Origin of the sequence: Aliiroseovarius marinus (assembly GCF_004360145.1) — a bacterium.
In the GTDB taxonomy this organism is placed as follows: domain Bacteria; phylum Pseudomonadota; class Alphaproteobacteria; order Rhodobacterales; family Rhodobacteraceae; genus Aliiroseovarius; species Aliiroseovarius marinus.
On record NZ_SAIT01000003.1, the window covers coordinates 269,588 to 284,877 of the forward strand.

Genomic DNA, 15,290 nt, shown 5'->3' on the forward strand with positions numbered 1-15,290 from the left:
ATCTTAAAGCTCTTCCTCGCGGGACATGGTGCCGACGACCCGACCTAGATCCGCAGACAAGCGCAGATAGACCGCATCAAAGGCGGCAAACAGCGCGTGGTTCAGCGCTTTCCCTTCAGGTGTTTCCGAAAACGCCACATAGCGTTCCAGCGCAGTGTGATCGATGGGCGCATAGGCCGTGTGCAGATAGGCAAAGATCCATTCGGTGGTATCGGTTCGGATGTCCGCCTCTTGCGACCACACATGGGTCAGGATGTCCTGCTCGCTCATCTGCCCCATTACATCCGGCAAGCTTTGATTAAGCGTGTTCAGGAAGGCATAGTTCGAATTCAGCGCGCCCATGACGTTCAGTTCGATCAGGTCATTCAGATCAACATAGTGCCGGATCGTGTCGTCCAGATTGTCCGACATGTCCCCCTGCAACCACCGCTCACGAGCGAGCTGTTCGAACTCCAGATCCAGAAAGGCGCGGCGGGCAGCGATCTCGTGCTGGATGATGTCCTGCATTTCGGCGTTTTCGTAGAAGGTGCACAGGGCCGAGACCAAATCCGGCGCCAGTTGCTGTTCAAACTGCGCGTGCAGCTCTCCCTGCAGGGTTTGCTCGTCATAGATCGCCTGAAGCGCGCCTTCCCAGCGCGGGCCGCCTTCGTGCCCCAGAAGGTCCATGTCCGAGGCCAGCGCCATCGAAAGCCCTTCGTCATGCAGGATCGAGACCATCTCGGGCATGCCAAGAAGGGTCCAAAGCTCTTCGAACTGTTGGGCGGCCGTGCGTTGGGATTGGTCCGACGCCATCGCGACACCCACGCTGATGGCACAGATGACCGACAGCAGCGCACCAAAGCGGCGCAGGGTTTGAGGAAGCCAGATCACAACTCGGTCTCGGGCGCCAGTTCGTCCAGACGGCTGGCCATCGTTTCATAGCGGTTTGCCATGATTTCAAACTGGACCGCATTCAGGATCTCATAGACCTGTCCCATGCGCGGGTCTTGCAGCGCGGCCAGATAGTCGATGAGGTCCGCCTCGCCAATGGCGCGATAGGCATAGGCGTTCGCGATCAGAGAATTCTCCTCGATCCCTTCGCGCATCTGGTCCGACTGGCTTTGCAGGATGCCGCGCAGATCATCCTCGTCCAACTCCAGATCACTTGCGCCAGCCGCCATCGCGGCCATCAAATAGCGCACCTGAATTTCGATCAACGAGCGGATCGCAACATCGGTCGAGCCAATCGCATCCCCCATCGCCTTGTAAAGCTGTACGCGCAGATCCCCAGCTTCCAAAAGGTCCGCCACGATCTCGGCGCCTTCGGTGTATTTCACCGCGTCATCCGTCATGTGGCTTTCGTTTTCGACCTCGACCAACCGTTGCCCAAGCGGGCTTTCGTAGAACGCCATGCCGTGATCCAGCACGTCCTGTGGCAATACCGCGGCCAGCATTTCGATGGCGTCTTCGACCATCGCGTCAGGCTCGAACACCTCGCGGGCCAATTCCTGCCATTGGCGACCAAAGACTTCGGGGTCTTCCCCGGTCATCCCCGGCCCTGCCATCGCGCCCAGCTGGATCGATTCAATCGCGACATCGAACCCTGTGATCTTCAGAAAGGACCGGATTTGATCTTCGTCACTCGCAAAAGCGCCCGACGCGGTCACCAGAACGGCCGCTGCAAAACTTATAATTCTGTTTACTATCATGAGGTTATATGTGCTATCCAACTGTGTTATCGCCACAAGACTAGCGCCGGGCACTCCCCTTGCCAAGTTGTTGCCGATCACGTTTTCCCCAGCATTTTGAAAATAGGTGAAAAAAGTGGTTGCACATGCCGCGCGGTCCAATTATTTCCCCCTCCACAGACCCCCGCGGAGAGGTGCCGGAGTGGTCGAACGGGGCGGTCTCGAAAACCGTTGTGGGTGCAAGCCCACCCAGGGTTCGAATCCCTGTCTCTCCGCCACTTACCCTTACTTAGAAGGGTAAAGGCCAACCAGCAGATTTACCTGACACTCCACCCGCTAACCCATCCAAGTTGGCAGAGTGATTTACGTGTCATTCGGCTGCTTAATCCGCTGACGAATGGTCCCCGCAGAAAGGCCCTGCCCTTTCCCCATGCGCGCCAAATAATCCGCCATCGCCCGTTTGCTTAATGTCGGGTTTTGCTTCCAAATCGCATTGGCGTCTTTCTGCACGCGCTCCACCAAACTGTCCGCCAGATCTTTCCGCGCTCTGGCAAGCTCCTTCGCTGCACAGCGTCCATTTTCAAGCTTGGCGGTGGATCCAGATCCCTGTTTTACCGGAGCACCCAATGTTGAACGGTTTGCTTCTGCCATGGCAGCAAACGCCAACATGCGCTCTTTGGCTTGCCCGAAGGCCGTGGATGCAACACGAAGCCTTTCGGCATAGCGGGCTCGTGTAGTAACGTCCTGCGCGTCCGGAGATTGCAGCCCCTTAAGGGCCGCTGACACCCCAAGTGCGGACCTGACGACCAGTGTCGCGCAGAAATGAGAACTGTGGCGCCCATAGGCCTTGGCGTCTTCCCAGCTTTGAATGTCTGCGTTTTGAACGATGTCGATGCATTTTCTCACAAGCCATGCATCGCTATTGAAAACATCTTCTGGTGGCGCAAGCTCGTACGAGGCCCAGGATTTGAACGCGTGCTCAGTCATCCCCGCACCATCCCGACCACTGCGCGGAGTGTTCTGCGCCCAAATCTGGCGTGTTTCAGATACTGTAATTCAAAACGCGAACGCTCTTCGACATCCCCTAGCATCGCATACCCATTTAAATCCCCATCTAAAAGGATAGCTAAACTTCGCGCGAATTTCTACGCGTAGTGTGCGCTGCACATCTATCGCGCGAATAAACCGGGGGCGTGCAAACGCCTGCTGTCGGGCTAGAATATTGTTTTCAAACTCTATTCTTCCACCAAAGACGCACACAGAAAAAACGCCACTCTGAAGTGTTTCAGAGTGGCCATGAAGCGTTGATGCAAATGTATTGGGGCCGAACTAGATGCTCAGCCCAGTGAGTAACCGGTACCTCGAACCGTACGCAAAGGATCGTCGCCCCCGTTGCGGCACAAGGCCTTGCGCAGGCGCCCTACATGGACATCCACGGTGCGCGTGTCCACATAGACATCGCGGCCCCAGACGCGATCCAGAAGCTGCTCGCGGCTCCAGACACGTCCGGGTTTTTCCATCAATGTGGTCAGCAGGCGGAATTCAGTCGGACCAAGTTTGACCGGCTCCCCTGCCCGCGTCACGCGGTGGCTTTCGCCGTCCAGGACAATGTCGGCATATTCCAGCTTCTGCCCGACGGACACCGGACGGGTCCGGCGCAGCTGGGTGCGGATGCGGGCCATCAGCTCGCCCACGGAATAGGGTTTGACCACATAGTCATCCGCGCCGGTTTCCAAGCCGCGCACGCGGTCCACTTCTTCAGACCGCGCCGACAGCATGATCACTGGAATGGCACGCGTTTCTTTGCGGCTTTTCACCTGACGGCAAATCTCGATCCCCGAGACGCCGGGCAGCATCCAATCCAGCAGGATCAGGTCGGGCATCACCTCGTCCACCAAGATCAGCGCGTCATCGCCGTTTTCGGCCAGCGTGACGTCATAGCCTTCGGACGTCAGGTTGTAGCGCAGAATTTCGCGTTGTGCCGGTTCGTCTTCGACCAGCAGAACGCAGGGTTTGTCGGTGCTCATGCCTCGACCTCGTCGTCACCGTCCTCCGGCATCTCGTAATTGGCCGAGTTGCCTTTCGGACGTGCCTCGTCCGGCAGTTCGCCGCTGACCAGATAGATCACCTGATCCGCGATCGAGGTCACATGGTCGCCCATACGTTCGATGTTCTTGGCGATAAAATGCAGGTGCATGCAGGACGAGATGTTGCGCGGATCTTCCATCATGAAGGTCAGGAATTCGCGGAACAGCGCATTGTACATCTGGTCCACTTCCAGATCGCGGTGACGCACGTCTTGGGCCAGTTCTTCGTCGCGGCGAATATAAGCGTCCAGCGCGTCGGTCAGCATCTGGCGTACTTCACTGGCCATCCGCTTGATCGCGCCCGAGGCACCGTCGATGGGCTGCATATGCACCAGAACCGTGGTCCGTTTGGCCATGTTCTTGGCATAGTCCCCGATACGCTCCAAGTTGGCGGCGACTTTCATCACCGTCAGAACAGTCCGCAGATCCGAGGCAATCGGCTGACGCAGCGCAATCAAACGCGCGCATTCTTCCTGAATAAGCATGTCGAGCGCGTCGATTTTGCGGTCGGCACGGCGGACTTCCTCGGCCAGTTCTTCGTCGCGGCGCTTCAGTGATTTCGCGCCTTCACGGATCGAGTCCTCGACCATCCCGCCCATCTTCATCAGGTGGGCTTGAATTTCTTCCAGATCGCGGTCGAAAGCGGATGCAATATGTTGATCAATCATGTCTTTTCTCCTGCCCCGAGGGGCCAACCTTAGCCGATACGGCCGGTGATATAGCTTTCGGTGCGCGGATCTTCGGGGTTGGTGAAGATCTTGGTCGTGTCGTCGTATTCCACCAGATTTCCAAGGTGGAAGAAGGCGGTTTTTTGGCTGACGCGTGCGGCCTGCTGCATCGAGTGGGTCACGATCACCACCGAATAGCTTTGGCGCAGCTCATCAATCAGTTCCTCGACCTGAGCGGTCGCGATGGGGTCAAGGGCCGAGCAGGGCTCGTCCATCAGCAGAACTTCCGGTTCAGTCGCCACGGCGCGGGCGATGCACAGGCGCTGTTGCTGACCACCTGACAGGCCGGTGCCCGGGGCGTGCAGGCGGTCTTTTACCTCGTCCCAGATGGCGCCACGACGCAGGGATTTCTCGACAATCTCGTCCAGTTCGGCCTTGTTGCGGGCCAGACCATGGATACGCGGGCCATAGGCGATGTTGTCATAGATCGACTTGGGGAACGGGTTGGGTTTTTGGAACACCATCCCTACCTTGGCGCGCAGCTGCACCGGGTCAACGCGCTTGTCATAGATGTCTTCGCCATCCAGCAGGATGTCGCCTTCGACCCGGCAGATATCGATCGTGTCATTCATCCGGTTCAGGCACCGCAAGAAGGTCGACTTGCCACAGCCCGACGGGCCGATGAAAGCGGTGACCGTCTTGTCTTCGATCTCGACCGAGACGTCTTTGATCGCGTGCGTATCACCGTAGTGGACCTGCACATTCTTGGCCGAGATTTTCATATCTTTCATCTCAAGAGCCCTTTCGGTTTTCGTCATAACGTTCATGTCTGCGGCCCTTGTTACCAGCGGCGCTCGAAACGGCGGCGCAGAATGATTGCGATGATGTTCATGGTCATCAGGAACACCAGAAGGATGATGATACCGCCCCATGCACGCTCATAGTAAGCGGGGTCGGCGCGTTTTGCCCATTCATAGATCTGGGCCGGCATAGCCGAGTTTGGCGACATGAAGCCTTCGATGATCCCGCCGGGATAGTTCGAGGCGATATAGCCCACCATCCCGATCAGAAGCAGCGGTGCGGTTTCACCCAGTGCCTGCGCCAGACCAATGATGGTTCCGGTCAAGATGCCCGGCATGGCCAGCGGTAGCACGTGGTGGAACACGGTCTGCATCTTCGAGGCGCCAATGCCCAAAGCCGCTTCGCGGATCGATGGCGGCACCGATTTCAACGAGGCACGGGTCGAAATAATGATCGTCGGCAGTGTCATCAGGGTCAGCACCAGACCACCGACCAGCGGGGCCGATTGCGGCAGATGCGCGAATTGAATGAACACGGCCAGACCCAGAATACCGAACACGATGGACGGCACAGCGGCCAGGTTCGAGATGTTCACCTCGATCAGGTCAGTGATCCAGTTTTGCGGCGCGAATTCCTCAAGATAGATGGACGCCGCAACCCCAATAGGCAGCGCACAGGCCAGAACCACCAGCATCATGTAAAAGCTGCCCAGCATCGAGACACCAATCCCGGCTTGCTCGGGGCGGCTTTCGGAGGCGTCCGCGCCGGTGATGAAACCAAGGTTGAAGCTTTTCGCGACAACGCCCGCGTCTTTCAATTGATCCACCACATCCAGATGCACCGGGGTCAGGTTCTTGTCGCGGGCAAGGCTTTCGCGGGTCACGCGGCCTTTCAGATAGCCGTCCACGCGGGACGAGGCCAGCAGGCGGAACTGTACGGTGTCGCCGATCCGATCCGGGTTCGCGATCACGAAGCGGCGCAGGTCAGCAGCCGCACCCGAGGACAGCATCTTGCGCAGATCCTTGCCCTTGGTGAAGGGGTTCTCGACGCCCGCCTCTTCCATCGCGGCTTTCAGCGCGTTTTCGATCAGCGGGTTGTACCCAAAGGTCGTGACTTTCTTGATCTTCTCGATGTCGCGCTCGCCGGATTTGTCCAGCTTGCTTTCCAGCAGTTCCACTTCCAGCGTGATGAAGCTTTGCTGAAACGCGCCCACACCTTTGAAGATGATAGAGCTGATCAGAACCACAAGGAACACCAGACCTACGGCGATGGCTGCGATACCATAGGCGCGAAAGCGAGCCTCGGCAGCATTGCGTTTCTTGGTGCGCTGATCGAGTTGAAGGATCGAGCTTTTGGCGGAAGGCGTGCCCATATCGGGGCCGCTTTGAAGGCTTGCGTCGCTCATTCGTATTGCTCCCGATATTTGCGCACGATGTACAGCGCGAGGACGTTCAGACCTAAGGTCAGAAGGAACAGGGTCATGCCAAGGGCGAAGGCCACAAGGGCTTCGGGGCTGGCAAAGTCACTGTCGCCGGTCAGCTGGCTGACGATCTTGGCGGTCACGGTCGTCATGGCCTCGAACGGGTTCAGGTCCAGACGGGCCGCGGCCCCTGCCCCCATCACTACGATCATGGTTTCCCCGATGGCGCGCGAGGCGGCCAGAAGGATCGCGCCCACGATGCCCGGAAGGGCTGCGGGCAGAACCACCTGTTTCACAGTTTCCGATTGCGTCGCACCCAGCCCGTAAGAGCCATCGCGCATCGCCTGCGGCACCGCGTTGATGATGTCATCCGACAGAGAGGACACGAAGGGGATCAGCATGATGCCCATCACCAGACCGGCCGTCATGACCGAGCGTGCGCCTTGCATCCAGCCAAGGCCGTCTGCACCGAAAAAGTTCACCAGCAGCGGGCCGACCACGGTCAAGGCAAACAGACCGTAAACAATGGTCGGGATCCCGGCCAGAACCTCCAAGAGCGGCTTGGCGAACGCGCGGGTGGCGCGGCTGGCATATTCTGACAGGTAGACGGCGGCAAACAAGCCGATGGGAACCGCCACCAGCAGTGCGACGATCGAGATATAGATCGTGCCCCAGAGAAGCGGCAGAATGCCCAGATGCTCGGACCCGCCACGGCCTTCCGGCGACCATGTCAGGCCGAACAGGAAGTCGCTTGCGGGGAACATCCCGAAGAAGGTGATGGTGTTGAAGATCAGCGACAACACGATGCCGATGGTGGTCAGGATCGCAATGGAGGCAGCCGCAATCAGCAATGCCTTCACACCGCTTTCAACCGCGTTACGGGCGCGGAATTCGCCTTGTGTCTTCAGCATGGCCGCGACAAACCCGGCGGAAGCCACAATCAACACCACGATGGTCATGAACAGGTTGCCGCTGGTCGTCTTCGCGCGCATCTCTTGGGCGGCTTTCAGGACCGAGGGGTCCACATCGCTGCCAAGGGCCACGCCGACATTGCCCAGCATAGCGCGGACATCTGTCGTCTCGGTGTCTAGCTGGCTCACCTCATCGGCACTCATCACGCCTTGTGCGATGGCGACGTCCAGCCCCTCGGCCACGCGCTTCACGTCGCTCATGATCAGGTTTAACTGACCGGCGTCTTCATAAAGCGCTGCGGGGATGTGGGTCGAGACCTGCGAACTGATCATCATGGGCTGGATGATCACCCACGCCCCCAAGACCAGTACAGCCGGCACAAAGGCCAGCATCGCAACGTTGAAACCGTAGTAATTTGGAAGAGAGTGAAGCTGTCGCCGATCCCCTTGAACCGAGGATATGGCACGGCTTCGTCCCAGTATGAACCCCACAGCGGCCAGCGCCAGGATGATCATAAGTAGCCAGAATGCAGACATTGAACGCTCATGCAGCAGAGATGCAGATCTTTGCCCCGACCTGCGGAAAGGGTGTGGTGGCGCAAGGCGGTATGCCCTGCGCCACCGAAGGTGCTTAGTTGGTCAGAACAGCTTCTGCAGCAACCGACGCCTGCGTAGCAGCCAGTTCCGGATCAGCAACCAGACCGTATTCAGCCAGCGGACCATCGGGGCCGGCAATTTCATCAGCCACGAAGAATTCAGCAAATTCCTTCAGGCCGGGGATCACGCCGATGTGGGCTTTCTTGATGTAGAAGTACAGCGGACGCGAGACGGGGTATTCTCCGGTTGCGATGGTCTCGGTCGAGGGTACGACGCCCGACATGGTCGCCACGTTCAGCGTGTCGGTGTTGTTTTCGTAGAAGGCCAGACCGAAGATGCCGATGCCGTCTTTGTTTGCGTCGATCGAGGCCAGCGTTTCGGTATAGTCGCCGTCGATATCAACCGATTTGCCGTCGGTGCGCACTTTGTAGCACATCTTGGCAGCGGCTTTGCCCTTGGCCTTGTCGTCGTCGCCTTCAGCAATGGCCAGGAATGCGTCGTAAGCGCCGGTGGCTTTACAGCCAGCTTCCATCACCTTCACTTCGAACACTTCGCGGGTGCCGTGCTTGGTGCCGGGAATAAAGGCCGCGATGTCAACGGCCGGCAGGGCGGCGTTGAACTCGGCCCACTGGTTGTAAGCGTTGTCGACCAGCTTGCCGTCAACCATCACCTGAGCGCCCAAAGCGTTGTAGATGTCTGCCGGTTCGAACGCCGAGAAGTCCGGGCCGTCGATCTGCGAGGCAAATACGATGCCGTCATAGCCGATGCGGACTTCGACGATGTCGGTCACGCCAGCTTCTGCACAGGCTTTGATTTCTTTGTCCTTGATCGCGCGCGATGCGTTGGCAATGTCGATGGTGTTTTCGCCGACACCTTCACAGAAGCGCTTCAGACCAGCCGACGAGCCGCCCGATTCTACAACGGGCGTCGGGAAGTCGAAGTTCTCGCCGAAAGCTTCAGCAACGATCGACGCGTAGGGCAATACGGTCGAGGACCCAGCGACCTGCACCTGATCACGGGCGGTAGCAGCGGTGGCGGAAACGGCAGCAATCGCCAGAGCAGAGGCGGACAGTTTCACGAAGGACATGGATAACTCCTATTTAATCATTGTGACGCCCCTTGGACGTCTTGGCGCCGTCCTAAAGCCGCTGATCAAAGCTTTTGTGAATGTTTTGTAACAGCTGTGTGACAATCGTCAAATAATGCTGGAAAAACTTATAAACGACCGAAAAATCTGGTCTGGAGCGCGTGTCACAAAGTCAAAGATCGTCGCGCAACAGGACCGAGAACGTGCTGCCCTGCCCCACGTGGCTTTCGATCCGCAAACGCCCGCGGTGGCGGTTTATGATGTGTTTCACAATCGCCAAACCCAACCCGGTCCCACCCAGCTCGCGCGAACGGTGGTTGTCGACGCGGTAGAATCGCTCGGTCAGGCGCGAAAGGTGATGTTCTGGAATGCCCGGCCCATCATCTTTCACGGACACGCGAATTGCTGGCCCCTTAAAGGCAGGAAGCATCGGGATCCGCGAGACAGAGACCGTTACGCTCCCGCCTTGCCGACCATATTTGATCGCGTTCTCAATCAGGTTGGTGAAGACCTGCGCCAGTTGGTCCAGATCGCCCGCAACCAAAACTGGCGGTTCAAGCTGCGAGTGGAGCGATACAGTGACACCCCGCGCTTCGGCCGTTTGAGACAAGGCGTTGCGGATGGAGTTTAGCACCGCACAAAGGTCCACGCTGTCCGATGGGCGAATACGCGCCATATCCTCGACCCTGCTCAGCGACAGAAGATCGGCGACCAAGCGGTTCATGCGCTTACCCTCGGTTTCCATGATGCCAAGGAACCGATCCCGTGCGTCAGGGTCGTCACGCGCAGGACCGCGCAGGGTTTCGATAAATCCGGTGAGCGCTGTCAGCGGAGTGCGCAACTCGTGACTGACATTCGCCACAAAATCCGACCGCATCTGGCCAGCTTCTTCATGCGATTTGACATCCATGAAGGATAGAAGCACACCATTTTCCTGCCTGTCCTCGGTGACGACCCGCCCAAGGTGCACCTCATAGACGACCTCGCGTCCAGCTTCCGTGTGGATGAAGTTGACCTGACCATCCAAGCCGTCGGCCATGGTCCTCTCGATCTGCTCCAGAAGCGATGGCTGGCGCAATGCGGTTACGTAGTGGCGCCCGTCGATTTGCATGTTCAGCAACGCCCGCGCCTGCGCGTTCGAACGCCGAATGCGACTGTCTTCACCGATAAAAATCGCCGGGATTGGCAAAGCATCCAGCATGCTGTGCGCGACCATATTCTGTCCTGCCTTTTCGCCAGATCATCCGTTCTGCAATCCCGCAAGACATGACTGCTCGCCCGATCTGGGTCAATAAATGTTTTCAATCTCCCTATAGTTGATGCGCTACCTTTTTGTTGTTCTATGTGGTGATATTTGCTTCCCCTCGGCACTCTCCCGGACTAAGAGGACCAAAAGCCAACAAGCCGCATAATATAGAAGGCAGGTCGTGCAGCCAAAATCGAAGATCCTATTGCTGGGCCCGGCCAAGGAACTGGCGTGCTTGGATAAATCATCCGAGCAGGAGATGCTTATGTCCTGCAACGATTTCGAACAACTGGACGATGCGCAACTTGCTGAAATCGCCCCTGATGTTGTGATCTCGACGTTCGTATACGGCTCCTTGGATTGCTTGGAAATCAGCCAAAGGCTTGCGCGTGCGGGTTTTACCGGCCGATACCTTGTGCTGGTGCCTGACCTACCGGATCCGCAAATCATCGTCGACGACATCACCGAGTCCTGTCCAGACATCGACATTCAAATCGTTTCCACCGCACCATCGGCCTAAACGCTTCTCAGTAAATCAGTTCATGATCTTCACCGGGCTGGCTATCGTAGTGGCGCGCCAGATATTTCAGCGCGATCCGCAGCATGTATTTGCCCGAGCGCGCGGGCATCGACAGCTCACGTTCCACACATTCCATCCCTTTCTCGTGACAGCAGACCGCGACAGCCAGTTCTGCCAGTTCGGGCCCGATGGCTTTGATGGCAGCGGTGAAACGGTGACGCGCATCAAGCTTGCGATCTGAACTGTGGCCTGCGGGATATTTGGCACCGTCCGCGTCCCGCATCCAGACCGCCCAGCCCCCCTGCGCTTCTGAATGCTCGAACTGTCCAAGAGCGAAATCCCGGTTTAGACGCTCGGCTGCCAGCACAAGATCTGTTCCAAGATAGGGTTTATCCTTCCCGCGTTTTCGCGCCAACACTCTGACGGGCGTCTCGGCCCCGGCCGCACGAGGCTTCTTGCGTGGTGTGCGCGGTTTAGAGGGATGAACCGCGCTGCTTCCTGCCAAGAACCCTGCCTGGCTTTCCGCAAAGCCCGTCGCAAGCGTTTCCTGTTGTGCCAGCAGCTTGTTTAGTGCCTGACGCCCCGCCTGCGTGATCTGATAGCGCACGACGCGTCCTTTGACATCGCCGGTAATCCATTCCAGCAGCGCCATCAGCTCGACCACCTTGATTGGGGCCTTGGCGACAGCTGCCGGATCCCCATCCGGACTGGTTTTCAAGACCACTGCCGTTTCCACACCTTCACCAACAACCAGACTGGTGCTTGGCGCCAGCAAAGCGCGAAGCACGCGGGTTAGATGCGGGGTCATGGGGTCATCCGCAGCGGTGTCGAACGAATACGTCACTTCTTGCTCTGATCCATCGCGCATTTCGTCCCCCAGACGTGTCAGCAGCGAATCCACCAGCGGATCGTCGCGGCGGGCTTCGGTCTTGCGCACCTGCCGAAGAACGGTTGAAGCATGGACACCCATTCCTCGTGCGATCGCACGGATGGATTCGCCTTCTTCAGTATGTTTCAGATAGGTGTGAACCTCGTTGGGCAACCAGTTCATAATGGATTTGCAGTTGATCTCGGTCCCGATTGAGTTGTGCATCTACGCCCCTTCCAGATTGTAACACCGTGGCACGTAGCGAACCTCTCGACCACGCAACCACCGGTTGTTATCGAGCCGAACAGACCTATCGATTTATGGTTACTGGTTCGTTAACCTTGCCATCACATCTCAACACTAGTTTCTGAAATGATAACAACTATTAACGCTGGCGTACGGCAGGTTTCGGACACGCAACACCCCTTTAGGTTGAGTCATCATATCGCTGAATCACAACAGCGAGGCTCTTATGACATCGACCACCGACATGCTGAAATCCCTGCGCCGCCCCCGTCTTTTGGTGCGCGCAGCCCGCTTTGGTCTCAGCGAGTATGATCGTGACAAAGATTTGAAAAAGCTCATGAAAACGAATTCAACGCCCTCTCCAGCACAGGCAGTTGATGGTCTTTTGATTGCAGAAGCACAAATGGAAGACACGCGCAAATCCGGTGACGCGTCTTATTCCTGCGCCCGTCATGTCGAGGTTCTGATCGCCCTTCTGGCCGAGCTTCAACTTCTGCCGCGCAGCTTTAATCAAGCATAAGCGTTCATCCTTGACGTCCAAAAAAGAAAGGGGGCCGTTAAGCCCCCTTTCCGGATTGTTAATCAATCTGAACGCTACTGCGTTTAGGTAAACGCGTCCGGCATCGATGCTTTCTTCTCGGCGATATAGTCTTTCAGACCCTCTGCAATCCCCGGATCCAGTGCCGGTTCCTGATAGTCTGCCAGCATCTTCTTGACCTTCTCGGTGGCCAGCGCCTGCGTATCGCGTGCGCCTTCCTCTTCCCAGGTTTCGAAGGGTTTGTAATCCAGCAGCTCCGAGCGCCAGAAGGCCGATTTGAAGTTCTTCTGGGTGTGATCGCAGCCCAAGTAGTGACCTCCCGGGCCCACTTCGCGGATCGCGTCCATGGCCTGGCCATTCACGTCCACTTCGACACCTTTAGCGATGCCGTGCAGCACGCCCAACTGGTCGGCGTCCATCACGAACTTCTCGAACGAGGCCACCAGACCGCCTTCCAACCAACCGGCAGAGTGCAGCATGAAGTTCACGCCGGACAGAAGACCAGTGTTCAGGCTGTTTGCGGTCTCGTAAGCCGCTTGCGCGTCAGGCAGTTTCGAGCCGTTGAACGATCCGGCCGAACGGTACGGCAGGCCCAGACGGCGGAACAGCTGGCCCGCGCCATAGGTGACGTTGGCTGCTTCCGGGGTGCCAAAGGTCGGCGCGCCCGAGTTCATGTCGATCGAGCTAACGAACGTGCCTGCAATCACCGGCGCGCCCTTACGGATCAGCTGGCTGTAGGCCACACCGGCCAGAACCTCGGCCAGAACCTGTGTCAGCGTGCCGGCAACCGATACCGGAGCCATCGCGCCACCCACGATGAAGGGCGAAATGATCGAGGCTTGGTTGTTGGCAGCAAACACTTCCAGCGCACCCATCATCACATCATCGAACTGCATCGGCGAGTTGATGTTGATGAGCGAGGTCATCACAGTGTTTTGCTGAACGAACTCCTTGCCAAACAGGATGCCACACATGTCGACACTGTCCTGCGCACGTTCTGGCGCGGTGACCGAACCCATGAAGGGCTTGTCCGACAGGGTCATGTGGGCATGCAGCATGTCCAGGTGACGTTTGTTCACCGGCACATCGGTCGGCTCACACACCGTCCCGCCCGAGTGGTGCAGCCATTTGGACATATAGCCCAGACGCACGAAGTTGCGGAAATCTTCGATCGTGGCATAGCGGCGACCACCATCGGCGTCACGCACGAAGGGCGGGCCATAGACCGGGGCCAGAACCATGTTCTTGCCGCCAATTTCCACGTTCCGTTCAGGGTTACGGGCGTGCTGGGTGAAGCTCGATGGAGCCGTCTTGCACAGCTCGCGGGCCAGACCGCGCGGGATGCGCACGCGTTCGCCATCCACATCTGCGCCGGCTTCTTTCCAACGCTCAAGCGCGGCGGGGTTCTCGACGAAGTTTACGCCGATCTCTTCCAGCACGGTTTCCGCGTTGTATTCAATGATCTCCATCGCCTCTTCATTGAGGATCTCGAGATTCGGGATGTTGCGCGTGATGAACTTTGCACATTCGATTTTGACAGCAGTGCGTTCAGCGCGACGGGCGGCACCTCCGCCACCACGGCGGCGTGTTCGAGCCTCGGCCATGGGAAACCTCCAAATTGACTTGTTGCATCTTTGATAGGTCAGCCCGGCGCGTAAAGCTGTCCCCAAACGGCCATGCAGGGGCAAAAACGACATTCCGACAGATTTGACGTTTTTTACCTGTTGCGGCGTCAGTTTTTCACCGCCGTTGGCTGACCCCTGGCTCAGCACACAGCTGGGCAATGTTTCCTCAACACCACATGGACTCTATTGCGTTAATCTTTCGTTAACTTTTCCTTGCGCGCCCTTCCCTTAGGTAATTTATGTGAAGCAATTAGCGAGTGCTGCATTGCTGTTATCTAATTTTCAATCGAGGGATCACATGAAAACCAAACTCTCTATCGCCGCCCTTATTGCTGCGGTCAGCTTCACGCCGGCTTTGGCGGGTTCCATGACCGAACCAGCAGCGGACTCTGCCCCTGCCGCAGCAGCGACCGATTGGTCCGGCTCGTATGGGGGCCTGAGCTTGGGCTATGGCTCTGGCATGTACGACCAGGGTGTCAGCGCCTTGGATCAGGATGGACCCAATATCGACGTAGACGGCGCAATGGTCGGGCTGCACTATGGCCGTAACTATCAGAATGGAAACACGGTTTACGGCTTCGACATTGGTGTATCCACAGGGATTGACGGGATAGCTCCTGTCGGAACTTGGGGTGACATGTGGGGGTGCGGATCCGGTGAATGTAACATCGACATCGAAGGGCTTGTCACCCTCCGCGGTCGGTATGGTGCGATCACTGGGAACGGCGACACGCTTTTCTATGGGACCGCAGGTCTTGCCGCCGCGCGCTACGTGGGCGGGATTTACAACAGCGCCCAGCAAGGTGTCACCGAGACCAACTTCGGCTACACCGCAGGCGTTGGTGTTGAGCACATGGTTAGTTCGAACATGTCGGTCTTCGGCGAGGCGAACTATATAGACTTGGGAACGCTGGACTTTGGCACCAACGGTGGGTCAGAGCGTTATGACGGCGAAGGCGCATTCGTTACGGCCCGTTTCGGCGTCAACTTCCACTTCTAAGTTAACACA

The 15,290-nt window shown here is 57.7% G+C and carries 15 protein-coding genes and 1 tRNA gene; 4 read left to right on the top strand and 12 right to left on the bottom strand.

The genetic code is table 11. The features are described 5' to 3' along the window. Positions 1-3: 3 nt before the first annotated feature. Both EOL43_RS11040 and EOL43_RS11045 read right to left on the bottom strand, forming a co-directional pair. Positions 4-870, bottom strand: coding sequence for a hypothetical protein (locus tag EOL43_RS11040; protein WP_133488501.1), 867 nt, complete (start codon positions 868-870; stop codon positions 4-6). Further along, positions 867-1,688, bottom strand: coding sequence for a DUF2059 domain-containing protein (locus EOL43_RS11045; RefSeq protein WP_133488503.1), 822 nt, complete (start codon positions 1,686-1,688; stop codon positions 867-869). The genes EOL43_RS11040 and EOL43_RS11045 overlap by 4 nt, the downstream gene beginning before the upstream one ends. Before the next feature lie 167 nt (positions 1,689-1,855). On the opposite strand from EOL43_RS11045, the gene EOL43_RS11050 reads away from it, so the two are divergent. Then, a tRNA-Ser gene (locus EOL43_RS11050) sits at positions 1,856-1,945 on the top strand. Between the two features lie 85 nt (positions 1,946-2,030). Here the strand turns inward: EOL43_RS11050 and EOL43_RS11055 are convergent. From EOL43_RS11055 to EOL43_RS11090, 8 genes are all read right to left on the bottom strand, one after another. Further along, positions 2,031-2,654: a hypothetical protein gene (locus tag EOL43_RS11055; protein WP_133488505.1), complete on the bottom strand. Its 624-nt coding sequence runs from the start codon at positions 2,652-2,654 to the stop codon at positions 2,031-2,033. Positions 2,655-3,004: 350 nt separating this feature from the next. Next, complete coding sequence (gene phoB, locus EOL43_RS11060) at positions 3,005-3,694, bottom strand: phosphate regulon transcriptional regulator PhoB (RefSeq protein WP_133488507.1); 690 nt, start codon at positions 3,692-3,694, stop codon at positions 3,005-3,007. Then, entirely contained in the window at positions 3,691-4,422 is a 732-nt protein-coding gene (gene phoU / locus EOL43_RS11065) for a phosphate signaling complex protein PhoU (RefSeq protein WP_133488509.1), read from the bottom strand. The genes phoB and phoU overlap by 4 nt, the downstream gene beginning before the upstream one ends. 29 nt (positions 4,423-4,451) lie before the next feature. Continuing rightward, positions 4,452-5,249 carry a phosphate ABC transporter ATP-binding protein PstB gene (pstB, locus tag EOL43_RS11070; protein WP_133488511.1) on the bottom strand — a complete coding sequence of 266 codons (798 nt, stop codon included), beginning with the start codon at positions 5,247-5,249 and terminating at the stop codon, positions 4,452-4,454. A 14-nt stretch (positions 5,250-5,263) separates the two neighbouring features. Beyond that, positions 5,264-6,628 carry a phosphate ABC transporter permease PstA gene (pstA, locus tag EOL43_RS11075; RefSeq protein ID WP_133488513.1) on the bottom strand — a complete coding sequence of 455 codons (1,365 nt, stop codon included), beginning with the start codon at positions 6,626-6,628 and terminating at the stop codon, positions 5,264-5,266. Next, positions 6,625-8,091, bottom strand: coding sequence for a phosphate ABC transporter permease subunit PstC (gene pstC / locus EOL43_RS11080; RefSeq protein WP_133488515.1), 1,467 nt, complete (start codon positions 8,089-8,091; stop codon positions 6,625-6,627). The genes pstA and pstC overlap by 4 nt, the downstream gene beginning before the upstream one ends. Before the next feature lie 94 nt (positions 8,092-8,185). Beyond that, entirely contained in the window at positions 8,186-9,238 is a 1,053-nt protein-coding gene (locus tag EOL43_RS11085) for a substrate-binding domain-containing protein (protein WP_133488517.1), read from the bottom strand. A gap of 172 nt (positions 9,239-9,410) precedes the next feature. Beyond that, on the bottom strand, positions 9,411-10,454 hold the full coding sequence (locus EOL43_RS11090; RefSeq protein WP_133488519.1) for an ATP-binding protein: 1,044 nt from the start codon (positions 10,452-10,454) through the stop codon (positions 9,411-9,413). A gap of 295 nt (positions 10,455-10,749) precedes the next feature. Between EOL43_RS11090 and EOL43_RS11095 the strand changes: the two genes are divergently transcribed. After that, positions 10,750-11,004 (top strand): hypothetical protein, encoded by a 255-nt coding sequence (locus tag EOL43_RS11095; RefSeq protein ID WP_166636239.1) that lies wholly within the window; start codon positions 10,750-10,752, stop codon positions 11,002-11,004. A gap of 7 nt (positions 11,005-11,011) precedes the next feature. On the opposite strand, the gene EOL43_RS11100 is transcribed toward EOL43_RS11095, so the two are convergent. Further along, entirely contained in the window at positions 11,012-12,097 is a 1,086-nt protein-coding gene (locus tag EOL43_RS11100) for a DUF6456 domain-containing protein (protein ID WP_133488523.1), read from the bottom strand. 247 nt (positions 12,098-12,344) lie between these two features. Between EOL43_RS11100 and EOL43_RS11105 the strand changes: the two genes are divergently transcribed. Beyond that, positions 12,345-12,638 (top strand): DUF6477 family protein, encoded by a 294-nt coding sequence (locus EOL43_RS11105; protein ID WP_133488525.1) that lies wholly within the window; start codon positions 12,345-12,347, stop codon positions 12,636-12,638. An 83-nt stretch (positions 12,639-12,721) separates the two neighbouring features. Here the strand turns inward: EOL43_RS11105 and EOL43_RS11110 are convergent, their stop codons facing one another. Then, positions 12,722-14,260, bottom strand: a complete 1,539-nt coding sequence (locus EOL43_RS11110) for a trimethylamine methyltransferase family protein (protein ID WP_133488527.1) — start codon at positions 14,258-14,260, stop codon at positions 12,722-12,724. A 319-nt stretch (positions 14,261-14,579) separates the two neighbouring features. Between EOL43_RS11110 and EOL43_RS11115 the strand changes: the two genes are divergently transcribed. Continuing rightward, positions 14,580-15,281, top strand: coding sequence for an outer membrane protein (locus tag EOL43_RS11115; RefSeq protein ID WP_133488529.1), 702 nt, complete (start codon positions 14,580-14,582; stop codon positions 15,279-15,281). Positions 15,282-15,290: the final 9 nt, after the last annotated feature.